The organism is Haliscomenobacter sp., from assembly GCF_041740695.1.
Taxonomy (GTDB): Bacteria; Bacteroidota; Bacteroidia; order Chitinophagales; family Saprospiraceae; genus Haliscomenobacter.
This window is the reverse complement of sequence record NZ_JBGSLK010000136.1, coordinates 1-12594: the sequence shown is the minus strand read 5'-3', so window position 1 is coordinate 12594 and position 12594 is coordinate 1. Positions and strand designations below refer to the sequence as shown.

At 49.3% G+C, this 12594-nt stretch carries 6 protein-coding genes and 1 pseudogene; 5 read left to right on the top strand and 2 right to left on the bottom strand.

All coding sequences use genetic code 11. The annotated features are described in order from the left end of the window. Window positions 1-25: 25 nt before the first annotated feature. On the bottom strand, window positions 26-781 hold the full coding sequence (locus ACEW9O_RS27800; RefSeq protein WP_373553501.1) for an arginine-tRNA-protein transferase: 756 nt from the start codon (window positions 779-781) through the stop codon (window positions 26-28). 352 nt (window positions 782-1133) lie between these two features. Beyond that, a complete protein-coding gene (locus ACEW9O_RS27795; RefSeq protein ID WP_373553500.1) occupies window positions 1134-2312 on the bottom strand; it encodes an aldose epimerase family protein in 1179 nt (392 codons plus the stop codon). Window positions 2313-2416: 104 nt separating this feature from the next. Here ACEW9O_RS27795 and ACEW9O_RS27790 point away from each other — a divergent pair, with 104 nt between their 5' ends. From ACEW9O_RS27790 to ACEW9O_RS27770, 5 genes and pseudogenes are all read left to right on the top strand, one after another. After that, entirely contained in the window at window positions 2417-3868 is a 1452-nt protein-coding gene (locus tag ACEW9O_RS27790; protein WP_373553499.1) for an aspartate aminotransferase family protein, read from the top strand. 73 nt (window positions 3869-3941) lie between these two features. Further along, window positions 3942-10100 (top strand): T9SS type B sorting domain-containing protein, encoded by a 6159-nt coding sequence (locus tag ACEW9O_RS27785; RefSeq protein ID WP_373553498.1) that lies wholly within the window; start codon window positions 3942-3944, stop codon window positions 10098-10100. A 134-nt stretch (window positions 10101-10234) separates the two neighbouring features. Continuing rightward, window positions 10235-10354: pseudogene (locus ACEW9O_RS27780) on the top strand (DUF1572 family protein); the annotation flags it as partial. A 39-nt stretch (window positions 10355-10393) separates the two neighbouring features. Further along, on the top strand, window positions 10394-11125 hold the full coding sequence (locus ACEW9O_RS27775) for a class I SAM-dependent methyltransferase (protein WP_373553497.1): 732 nt from the start codon (window positions 10394-10396) through the stop codon (window positions 11123-11125). A gap of 55 nt (window positions 11126-11180) precedes the next feature. Beyond that, window positions 11181-12488, top strand: coding sequence for a spinster family MFS transporter (locus ACEW9O_RS27770; protein WP_373553496.1), 1308 nt, complete (start codon window positions 11181-11183; stop codon window positions 12486-12488). Window positions 12489-12594: the final 106 nt, after the last annotated feature.

Below are 12594 nucleotides of genomic sequence, written 5' to 3'. Positions count from 1 at the left end.
AATATAAAACAGAGTAGCATCTGGCCTACTCCCTCTCCGTCTTCCCCATCAACCGCTCATACGGCAACCAATCCATCGTCCCTTTCCAGTCCAGCCATTCCAGTCCATTGAACCGTTTTTTGTAATCATAAAACGAAGACTCGTGGTGTGCAAAACCCGGATAGTAATAAGCCTTCTCCAACTGTCGGCAACTGTAAATCTCCAGCAGCATGGTGTACACCCCCAGGCTATGCGCCCCATAATCCGGGTGAAACATGGCGTAAATGCTCGACATCGACTTGGGCGTATGGTCGATCAAACTGGTCGCAATCAGTTTCTCCCCGTCGTAAACATCCAGGATCAGCCCCCGCGTAGGTACACTCTCGTGGGTCGTGCTGATGAAGTCAAAAATGCTATCGGGCACATTGCGTTCAAAACGTTCGCGGTGCAAGACGAAAAGTTCGTGGTGGGCATCCGTGGGGCGTCCAGCGACCAGGCTCCAGCGGAAGTTTTCGTTTTTGCGCCAGATCTTGGCCTGGCTTTTGGTCAGGGTGAAATTGTTGACCGGAATCCGCAGAGGAAGTACCTGTAGTGGCCCCACTCCGGTCGTAATGTCTTCGTGGGTATCGTAAGAATAGCGGTAAAAGATATTGCCAGCCCGCCGCCAGCCGTTTTCAAACATCAAATCCAGTTCTTCGTCCCCAATGTTCAACAGCCAGGCATGCTGGTGGTGGATCACCTGCCCGTTGAGCTCCAGTTGATTTTCTTCCGAAAAAAGATACGAATCGGGGTATAAGATCATAAAGCAAGATTGGACTGCAAAATAAGTGCATCACAGTTTACCTTACAAATTAAGCTCGAATTTTGTTGTGAAGGGCACAATGGGTTTCATTTTTTCACACATGACCCAAGCGGCATTTTTTTTCACAGAGAAAACACCAAGAGACACAAAGATCACAAAGATCACAAAGATCACAAAGATCACAAAGATCACAAAGATCACAAAGATCACAAAGTTAGACATGGACGGTCTTTGTGTCCATTGTGTCCTCTCTTTTTTCCTTTGTGCTAAAAAAATGCCGCTTTGGCTGTGTTAGCAACGCATTGTAGAGACGCACGGCCGTGCGTCTCTACAATCCGAAATCTTTGCGAGTTTACTGCGCTGGGAACCGATAAACCGTCCGCGTGCTGTACGTTTGTCCAGGATTCAAGGTAGTCGTTGGAAACTTGGGCTGGTTTGGGCTATCGGGGAAATGTTGGGTTTCCAGGCACAATGCCGAGCGGAACACATAAGCCTGACCACTCTTGCCAACCTGAGATCCGGTCAAAAAGTTGCCACCATAGAACTGAATGCCGGGCTCTGCCGTCAATACTTCCATTTTGATCCCGGTGTTGGGACCAAGCACGGTGGCAATAAGCGGCAGTTCACCCGCTGCTACTTTTTGGGGAACCAGTACAAAGTTGTGGTCATAACCCTTGCCGTACTTGATCTGGTCGTGATCCGCATCTACCCGATCGCCAATGGCAGTGGGTTTGCGGAAATCAAAAGGAGTGCCTTCTACTGAAGCCAGTTCACCCGTAGGAATTAAAGTAGAGTCCACCGGAGTGTATTTGGAAGCAAAAATCTGCAAGAGGTGGTCGTTGATGCTAGTGTCGCGTTCGCCGTCCAGGTTCCAGTAGTTGTGGTTGGTGAGGTTGAGCACGGTGGGCTTGTCAGTCGTGGCGCTGTACGCGATTTCGACACCCCGATCGGCGGTTAGGCGGTACACCACTTTGACCTGCAAATTGCCAGGATAACCTTCCTCCATATCTTTGGACAAGTAGCTGAATTCTACACTGCTGCTGTCAATTTGTTTGGCGTCCCATACTTTTTTGCAAAAACCTTCGGGTCCACCGTGCAGGTGATTGACCCCATTGTTGGTAGCCAGGGTGTAAGTTTTGCCATTGAGGGTGAATTTACCTTTGGCAATCCGGTTGCCAAAACGCCCCACTACGCAGCCAAAGTAAGATTCCGTCTTGAGGTAATCGTCGATGTTGTTGTATCCGGTCAGTACATCCACCTCGCGCCCATCTTTGTCGGGCACCAATAGACCAACCATCCGGGCACCGTAATTGGTAATTGCCGCCTGAATCGGGCCATTTTTGAGGATAAACAATTCGATTTTTTTATCCTGGTGGGTTTTGTCAAAGTTTTTAGGATCTGGCAGGCGGTAGGCCATTTCCTTGTTGGTTTCCGTTTCCATGCTTCCTTTTTCTTTTGTTTTAGGCTGGCAACTAAGGGTGACCAGACTCAATAGTGCGAATCCGATGAGTGCTTTTTGCTTGTTTTTCATTTGCTTGCGATTATCAATGGTTAAAAAATTGACTAGCCCATGCAATTATTCCTGCAATGCAGGGAAGGTATTGTATTTTTCCGAATGCTAAAATAGTATACTTCATGTCCGAAAGAATTTCCATCCCTGCTCAAGGCCGCGATAAAGATACCATTCTTGATGAATTGTCAAAGTTACATTTAAACGACATATCCTGGAAAGCAGGTCGCGCCTGGAGTATGGTCTACTACGTGGATGATGCCCACCAGGAACTCCTGACTCAGGCCTACAGCAGTTTTTTTTCCGAAAACTACCTCAATCCTTTTGCTTTTCAAAGTTTGAAAAAAATGGAACTGGAAGTCATTCAAATGACGGCTGGTTTGTTGAATGGCGATGAACAGGTGACGGGTACCATGACTTCGGGAGGCACCGAGAGTATTTTTCTCGCAGTGTACACCTACCGCGAGCGTGCCCGGAAATTGTTTCCCCAGATTACTGCACCCGAAATTGTAGTTTCAAACAGCATCCACCCCGCTTTTGAAAAGGCGGCCCATATGCTCAATATCACAATAAAAAAAGCCCCGATTGATGCCGAGATGCGGGCACAGCCCCTGGAATTGGCCAAACGCATTAGCCGCAACACCATCCTCATTGCTGCCTCTGCGCCCACCTACCCGCATGGTGCGCTGGATCCCATTGCCGAGATTGCTGCGCTGGCCTTGGAAAAAAAATTACCTTTTCATGTAGATTGTTGCATCGGAGGTTTTTTGTTGCCATGGGTGGAAAAACTGGGGTATCCGGTTGCGCCATTCGATTTTCGGGTGCCGGGCGTTACTTCCGTTTCTGCCGATGCCCACAAATTTGGTTACGGGGCCAAAGGTGCCTCAGTACTTTTGTACCGCAACATGAACTACCTGAAATACCAGTTTTACATCGCCACGGATTGGCCAGGAGGCATCTATGCCTCGCCCACTTTAATGGGTTCGCGCCCGGGTGGGGCTATTGCGGCTACCTGGTCGGCGATGCAAGCACTGGGTCAGGATGGCTACCTACGCATTACGCAGGAAATTATGCAAGCGACTGACCAGATTAAAAAAGCTTTGGTAGAAATTCCAGAAATCAGTATTTTGGGCACTCCGGTGATGAACATCATCGCCTATACGACTCGTGAGAACCAGCCTGATATCTTTGTAGTGGCCGATCAACTGGAACAAAAAGGATGGATGTTGGACCGCCAACAATTGCCCAATTCCATCCACCTGACGGTAATGCGTCAGAACATTCCGGTGATTGACACTTACATCGAAGACCTCAAAGCCTCAATCCTCTTTGCAAAAAACAATCCTGCTGAAACCGCCAAGGGAAATGCAGCCTTGTACGGCTTGATGGCGCGGATTCCTTTTCGGGGTATGGTGGAGCAAAACGTGCGCAAGATTTTTGAAGACTTGTACGATTTTTCCAAAACCCGGCCCGCTGAAGAAACCGAAACAGCTTCAACTTTGCCAGAGCCACCCCTGTGGATGGGCCTTTTGAATCGTTTGCTGCTGTGGTGGGGACGATTACGAAGGAAAAAATAAAAGATTGACACCGATTTTGTACGTTAACCCATAAACCTAAAAGACCATGTTCAGACCCCTTTTGCTAACAATCATGATCCTTTTACTGGCCCACTCGGCTCGTGCTGCTGACTATTATTGGGTGGGGGGCAGCGGCGACTGGTCCGACATCAGCCATTGGGCGACTACCAGTGGCGGCGCTACCCGCCACAACGTGGTACCCAGCCCCAACGATCGGGTGTTTTTTGACGCCAATTCCTTTACTGCACCCAATCAATTGGTCAATGCCAACAACCAGTCGATTTTTTGCTTGGACATGAACTGGGAAGCAGTGACCAATAACCCCACATTTATAGCTCCAGCCGGATATGTGCTCAACGTATATGGCTCTTTGCGGCTTAGCCCCAACATGGTTTTTTCCTTTCGCGGATCGGTCAATTTTTTTGCGAATACTACGGGACAAACCATCCTGATGGCGGGGCATCGCATTCGGCAGCTCGTTACCTTTAATGGGCCAGGCGGAGGCTGGACTTTAGCGTCGCCCTTGCAAATGGATTCGACCTTGCTGATTAACGCGGGTAATTTGAATACAGGGAACCAGGCAATTACCTGTAAACGTTGGTTTGTTAATCCTGGCGCAGCAGTAGCCCTGGATCTGGGCAGTAGCCGCATTACCGTCACAGGCTCTTTTTATGCCTCTCGGTACATTTACCAGTATGATTCGGCGGTAGTTGAATTCAAACGCGGCAATGTAAGTGTAGTGCCGGGCACTTCGGTCATTGAGCTGAACTCGGGGAAACCCTTGTTGCGGGCCACAGGCACGGGCAACCTGACTTTGGGTACCGTACTTTTTTCCAACAACCTGGGTAAGGGGCGGTTCATCAGCGAAATGGGTGGTACAATCAATTTGACAGAGCTGGAAATGCGTACTGATAGTGAAGTGGAAGGTTCGGTCAACTTTGATCACCTGATTTTGGGTCCAGGTAAAAACTTTAAATTCCAGTCGGGATTTACCTATCGACTCAAAAAAATGACCGCACTAGGGCAATGTATTTCTCCCATCCAGATTTTTAGCAGTACTTCAGGTACCCAATTTACCTTTGAAGCGACTGCCGATTCGATTACGGGCAATTTTGTCTCGCTTAAGGATGTACGAGCTTCCGGTGGAGCCAGATTTGTGGTGCGCAACGCCGCTGATCTGGGCAACAACAGTGGCTGGAATATCCTTGCCAAGTCCAACAATAACCTGTATTGGGTAGGCGGTACGGGCAACTGGAGTGACCCAGTCCATTGGTCTTTCAGCAGTGGCGGAGCAGGTGGCGCTTGTATTCCCACTGCTGCGGATAATGTATTTTTTGATGCCAATTCTGGCAATGCTTTCAGTGTCAACGTGGACATTGAAAATGCTTATTGCCGCAACATGAGTTGGACGGGTGCTACGGGAGCACCAACTTTAAATGGTTCCGAAGAGAAAGGGCTCCACGTTTTTGGGTCACTCACCTTTATCCCGAGCTTACGCCAGGAATTTCAGGGGGATGTGTATTTCGAAGGGGCCAATTCCGACAATGTGATCACTTCCGCCGGGAAAACTTTCCGCAAACAACTGATCATGGATGGTACGGGGAACTGGAGCTTGGCAGATAGTTTGTCGACCCTCCTGGATTTTGTTTTCATCCAGGGTAATTTAAATACCAACAACCAACTGCTCTTTACCCGTAGTGTACTATCACAAAACCCGAGGAATCGCACACTGACCCTGGGGCGTAGCCATTGGGTGTTGCGGCGGGTGGATCTACAAAATTACAATACCCTGGTTTGGGAAATGAACCCACAAAGTATGGTATTGGATGCAGGTACTTCTACTATTGAATTTAGAAACTGGTACGGAATTCTACAAACATCATATACAGGACAAGGCCCCAGCTTAAATTTCAATCAAGTTTGGTTTTTGGGCGGCGATGGCAGCATCGGTACGTACAATCGCAATCGCCAAAGTGCTGATTCTATTCGTTGTAGTACCTCCTTATACTTGACTGGCCGCAATACCATCGGCGTATTGGAAATGCTCAGAACCAACAACGTGATTCAGCCGAGTGCAGATGATACTACAACGGTCAGGGAAATCTTGGTGCCCGATTTGTGTACGGGAATGATTGAGCTACGTTCCGCCAGCTCGGGACAGCCAACCTACCTGGAAAGTACCAATGCATTGGTTGTTCGGCGCTTGATGATCAAAGATGTCGTTCACATTGGGGTCGGGCCCGCCGTAGCCAACAATTCCATAGATTTGGGCAACAACAAGGACTGGACCATCAACGAAATTGCTGGCCGGGATTTGTACTGGGTCGGTAAAGGTGGAAATGGAGAGTGGGTTGACCCCGTCAACTGGTCTTTGAGCAGTGGTGGGCCCGGTGGAGAATGTATTCCTACTGCCAAAGACAACGTGTTTTTTGATGCCAATTCATTCGATGGGCCCAATCAAAGGGTCAACAATTACACCTTGCACGCGTATTGCCGGAACATGAGTTGGGTAGGTGTAAGCAACAATCCTACTTTTTACCTGTGGATTTTAAACGCATTTGGTTCGGTTGATCTGCCTCAACCCCAAAATGGCGCTTATTGTACCAATTTGTCCCTGCGCTCAAAAGACAAAGACCTTGCTTTAAAAACCCTGGGTTTCCCTATCGGCAATTTGCAAATAATGGGCAGCGGTTCCTGGATTTTGCAGGACACCCTGAATGCCTACGGTATTTTTCACAGCGAAGGTGAATTCAATTCCAATGGGAAACCCGTCACCATCACCAATTATTATGCCTCGGGCCACTTTCGGAATAAACAAACCTTGAAAATGGGCAGCAGCCATTGGCGCATCAACGGGAATGGGGCGGATTTTTCCTATACCGCCTATTTTGGATACAACCTTACACTGGATGCGGGCACTTCACTGCTGGAATTCACCAATACCAGCCCCTTCGTCTACATTACCAATGACCTCACTTTTCACAATGTATTGTTTTCCAATCCCCAGGGAACTTCAACCTGGCGCACCGAGGGAGACATGAGTCGGACTGGCCGAGCGCCGTATACCGCAAACCTCAACCGGATGGAATTCCACAATAGTGGTATTTTATATGGTAAAAATGTGATTGATTCACTGATCTTTTCTGCTGGAAAATCCTATCAGCTCGATGCGACGTTGGCCCAAACGGTGAACGAATATTTCCAGGTCATCGGCAACAACTGCAATCCCATTGAGTTGCTTTCCACTTCCCAGGGTACCCAGGCTGACGTAATCATGAACGGCGGCAAAGTACTGGCCGATTTTGTACAAATGCGTGACCAGCGTGGGGTGGGCTCCACCCAATTTCTAGCCGGAGCCAACAGCACCAACATCAACAACAGCAACCAAAACTGGATTTTTGATTCGCCAGTCGACTACGTCGACGAAGGAATTTTGGGCAAAGACGTAGTCTTTTGTAAAAACAATACCCTAAGTCTGGACGCAAATACTTTTAGTGCGAGCGAAACCTACCGTTGGAACGACAACAGCACCAAGGCTACCTTTAACGTGACCCAGGCAGGTACTTACCACGTAGCGGTGACTTATGACGATGGATGTATCCTGCGAGACACGGTGCGGGTGTTGCCAGCTGCCGATTTTACGCCAAATCTAACCAATGACACCACTTTGTGTGCCAATCAAGGTTTGGTCTTAAACGCCGATCTAAACCTGGTTGGAGCTACCTATCGTTGGCAGGATGGCTCTACGGCTACCAGTATCAATGCCAGCAAAGCCGGAAAATACAAAGTAACCGTCGAATTGTCGGGCTGCACTGCTTCGGATTCTACCCAGGTTCGGGTCATCAGCCCCGCTGCCATTAATTTGGGCCGGGATACCAGCATTTGTGATGGGCAGTCTTTATTGCTGGATGCCTCCAAATCAGGAGGAGGCACTTACCTGTGGAGCGACAGTACGAGTGGACCAACGCTGCGGGTTACCACAGCTGGGTTGGTTTGGGTAGAGGTCAACGATGGACAATGCACTGCCCGCGACTCCATCAACATCACTGTCTTACCTGCCTTGGGCTTGAGTTTGGGACGCGATACCGTTTTTTGTGAAGGGGGGAGTTTTGATCTGCGCTCCAATCTCGGGAATATCGCCTACCGCTGGCAAGACGGCAGCAGCAATTCCTCTTTTCGGGCTACTACTGATGGCGTATATTGGCTGGAGGCAAGCGCCAATGGTTGTACGGAAAGGGATAGCGTCAATGTGCGGATGCAGGCATTGCCACGTTTTGAACTTGGCCCGGACACTAGTTTGTGTGATGGCACTGTTTTCAACTTAAGGGCAGTGGTCAGTACTCCAGGAAATACTACTTATCGCTGGTCCAATAGCAGTACAAATGCCAACATCAGTGTGCAAACAAGTGGTCTGTACGCCGTAACCGCTACCTTGAATGGCTGTACCTTCAATGACCAAAGGCGTTTTACTTTTAGCCCAGGGCCTGCTTTTGAGTTAGGAGCAAATCTGGGATTTTGTGATGGTGAATCCTACGGTCCTAGTTTGGCCATCAATGGAGGAAGCTACCGTTGGAGTACCGGCGCTACAACTGCCCGTATTATCATTAAACAAACAGGCTTATACTACGTGGATGTGACCCTGAACGGCTGCACCAAACGTGACTCGGCAACTTACACCTTTGCACCTGAGCCCGTATTCAGCTTAGGTCGAGATACGACGCTTTGTGCCGGAGAAAACATCAATTTGAATGCGACCACCACCAATGCCACCTATCGCTGGAACAATGGCAACACCACCGCCACCCGAAATTTAACCCAATCGGCAGTGGTTTGGGCTGATGTCACCGTGAATGGTTGCCGCAAACGCGACAGCATTCGGGTGCAATTCATCGATTTGCCTAAAGGTTTGTTGGGTCGCGATACAACTTTGTGTGAGGGGCTTACGAAAACGTATCAATTCAATGTTCCAGGCGCCACTTTGCTTTGGCAAGACAATTCCAGTGCCAATCCTTATGTGGTTTCTACCGCGGGTTTGTACATTCTGCAGGCCAGTTCAGGACGTTGTAGCGTTAGTGACTCGGTGCAAATTGGCTACAAACCTTATCCCGTCTTTTCGTTGGGAACTGATACCACCTTGTGCAACAATGAAAGTTTGAATTTGAATCCCACTGTTGCAGGTGGCGTATACCGCTGGAACGATGGTCAGGCTACCGCAGCAAAAATGCTGAGCCAAACCGGAACCTATTGGCTTGAAATAGACCTCAACGCTTGTGTGCGTCGGGACACCCTGAATATTGTGGCCGTTAATTTGCCGCAAAGTTTATTGCCGGCAGATACCACCCTTTGTGAGGGCAGTACCCTGCGACTCACCGTACAAGTGCCCAATACCACCACCCAATGGCAGGACGGATCCAGTAATACGGCTTTTGTAGTGAATCAGGCGGGACTGTATTCGGCGCAGGTTGTAGCTGGGCGTTGTCAGGCTGGAGATTCGATTAGAGTCGCCTACAATCCATTACCTCGCTTTGACTTAGGGAAGGACACGGTCCTTTGTACGGGTGAAACCCTGGCCCTGGGTAGCTTGACGGGCTTTGACCAAGTGCGCTGGAGTACGGGGGCAAGTACCCCGGGAATCAACGTCAGCAGCGCCGGGACTTATTGGGCCCAGGCGACGCAGCTGAATTGCCGTTTTAGTGATAGCCTCAAAGTCGCTTTTAATGCCATCCCAACGGTGAACCTTGGCCCGGATACCCTCGTTTGTGATGACAAACCATTTGTACTACAAGCCAGCGGTAGCGGCAACGCCCCATTGTTGTGGTCGGATGGCAGCACGGGTAAGTCCTTGTCGGCTACTCTAGCTGGAACCTACTGGGTGCGCGCTTCCAACGGGCGCTGTATGGACACTGATTCGATGACTTTAAGCCTGCGGGAATGTATCGTGTTTAAAGCCTTCACCCCCAATGCATTCTCCCCGGATGGCAACAGCAGCAACGAAACTTTCCGGCCTTTCCTCAACGAAAATGTACAGGTAACTGCATTTGAAATCCAGGTGTACGACCGCTGGGGCAACTACGCTTTCCGTTCTACCGATATCAATACGGGCTGGGATGGATTCATTCGAGGCGGAAAAGCTCCTCAAGGCGTATACATTTATTGGTTTCGGATAGCATACGTGGATGATAAGGGGCCGGGCAATGCCCTGGTTCGAGGGGAGGTGACGCTGTTGCGGTAGTTTAGAATGAATGTTATGCATGACAAAATCGGGGCAACGTAAAACACAACGAGTGATGCCGAATTGTAGAGACGCACGGCCGTGCGTCTCCAAGGTGCGTTACCCCGATTTTGTCATGCACTCAAATGAATGTTATGAATGAAGAGTACCTCGAAAGCGTCAAAAAACAGTTTGCTTACTACAAAATGTTAGGCGACAAAATCATCGCTCAACTCAACGATGAACAATTGTTTTGGCAGTACAATCCTGAAAGCTAGCATCGTTAGGATGATCCCATCAAATAAAAATTAATCATGTCAATACCATCTTCTTCCAACCCCATTGCCTACGATACTTACCAAACCCTTGCTACCGCCTATGCCGACCGTGCGCCCAATAAAGAATACAACGCCTACTACGACCGCCCAGCCATGTTGTCTTTGTTGGAGGAAGACCTTGCAGGGCAAAACATCCTTGATGCAGGCTGTGGCCCGGGGATTTATAGTGAAATTTTGTTGAAAAAAGGGGCTGAGGTAACGGGAATCGACGTCAGCGAAAATATGGTTCAACACGCCCAGACTCGCAATGGTGACCAGGGCCGTTTCATCGTTGGCAACCTGGAAGAACCTTTGAGTATGTTTCAAGACCAGCAATTTGATGGTGTATTGAGTGCTTTGGCCATTTCTTATGTGAAGGATATTTCTGCCCTTTTTGGCGAATTCCAGCGCATTTTAAAGCCCGGAGCCTGGTTTTGTTTTTCTACTGAGCATCCTTTCTTTTCCTATGGCTACTTTAAATTGGAGGACTATTTTGAAACCCAGTCCGTTTTTTGCCAATGGCGTGGCTTCACCGACGAGCCCATCACCATGCACAGTTACTACCATAGCCTCAGTTGTATAACCGATGCTTTATTGAACAATGGTTTGGTAATTGAGCGGATTTTAGAGGCCAAACCGGTTGCTGAATTTGAGCAAAAACACCCACGGGCGTATGCGGAGCGCTTGAAATTCCCGTCGTTTATTCATTTCCGGGCGAGGAAGGCCTGAATCCCAAATAAAGTTCCAATCTTTATCCTGCATAAAGTCTAATACCTACATCAGTATGCAAACGGATAAAGCAACTAAAGGCGCCTGGTACGCGCTAGGGATTCTTTTTGGCATCAACCTGATGAACTTTTATGATCGGCAGATCATGGGGGCGCTCGCCGAGTTGATCCGCAAGGAATGGGCTTTGAACGATGCCCTGTTGGGCACCTTGGGCACTGCCTTCATCCTGATGTATGCTGCGGTCGGCTTACCACTCGGGCGTTTGGCCGATACCTGGAGTCGACGCAAAATCCTGGCCGGAGGAGTCAGCATTTGGAGCGTTCTTACGGCGGTGTCCGGCTTGGCACCCAGTTTTGGCTGGATGTTTGTGAGCCGATTGGGGGTAGGAGTAGGGGAGGCCAGTTGTGCGCCTGCCGCCAATTCATTGATTGGAGATTTGTTTCCGCCGCGTCGTCGGGCCCTGGCACTGTCTATTTTTATGCTGGGCCTGCCCTTGGGTACTTTTTTGTGCTACCGCTTGAGTGGATTGATTGCTTCGGCTTATACCTGGCGACACGCTTTTTATTTCGCCTGTATTCCTGGGCTGGTATTGGGGCTGCTAGCGCTCAAATTGCCAGAGCCGGTACGTGGGGCCACTGAGGACAAACCGCTACAAGTATCCCCTAACCAGCGTTCTCCTTTTTGGCAAGTGCTCGCCATTCCGACCATTTTATGGATCATTGTTTCGGGTGCTTTGCACAATTTCAATATGTACGCCATTAACTCTTTTTTGCCCGCCTTCCTGATGCGGACTCACTTGATGAGTTTGAAAGAAGCGGCTAATATTTCGTCGATCGTATTGGGTGCGGTTGGTATTCTGGGTCTCTTAGGTGGGGGCTGGATTGCGGATCGATGGAGTCGACGCCGGAAGGATGCCAAATTGTTGCTTTCCGCCCTTTGTTGTGGGCTGGCGGCGCCTTGTATTTACCTGGCTTTGAATCAGCCGCCGGGAGCTACGCTATTGTTTATGCTGCTGATGGGCACGGGCATCATGTTGATGTTTGTGTATTACTCTGGGGTATATGCTTCGATTCAGGAGGTGATTCCGCCCAATTTGCGGGGTACAGCGATGGCCTTGTACTTTTTCGCGATGTATTTGCTGGGGGCGAGTTTTGGGCCGGTCATCACGGGGCTTTTGAGCGATCACTATGCCCGGCGAGCCATGCAGGCGGCTGGAGCGATGGAGATGTCGGAGCAGTTCAAGGCGATTGGGTTGCACCATGCCATGTACATCATTCCGACTTTGGGGGTAGCGCTGGCAGTGGTGTTGTTTGCGGCTTCAAGAACGGTGAAGCGGGATATTGAAAAAATGCAGGTCGATTGACTTTTAATCCCTTGCATTATACTACTGCGGGGCCCCTTCGGTGTCTTAGGTTTCTCAGGTGGTGAAAAAAACATTATTTAACCACCTAAGAAACCTAAGACACCGA

What these genes read in the sequence shown, in the direction of transcription:
- ACEW9O_RS27800 (WP_373553501.1), bottom strand. Translation starts at nt 781, where the DNA reads ATGATCTTATACCCCGATTCGTATCTTTTTTCGGAAGAAAATCAACTG.
- ACEW9O_RS27795 (WP_373553500.1), bottom strand. Translation starts at nt 2,312, where the DNA reads ATGAAAAACAAGCAAAAAGCACTCATCGGATTCGCACTATTGAGTCTG.
- ACEW9O_RS27790 (WP_373553499.1), top strand. Translation starts at nt 2,417, where the DNA reads ATGTCCGAAAGAATTTCCATCCCTGCTCAAGGCCGCGATAAAGATACC.
- ACEW9O_RS27785 (WP_373553498.1), top strand. Translation starts at nt 3,942, where the DNA reads ATGATCCTTTTACTGGCCCACTCGGCTCGTGCTGCTGACTATTATTGG.
- ACEW9O_RS27775 (WP_373553497.1), top strand. Translation starts at nt 10,394, where the DNA reads ATGTCAATACCATCTTCTTCCAACCCCATTGCCTACGATACTTACCAA.
- ACEW9O_RS27770 (WP_373553496.1), top strand. Translation starts at nt 11,181, where the DNA reads ATGCAAACGGATAAAGCAACTAAAGGCGCCTGGTACGCGCTAGGGATT.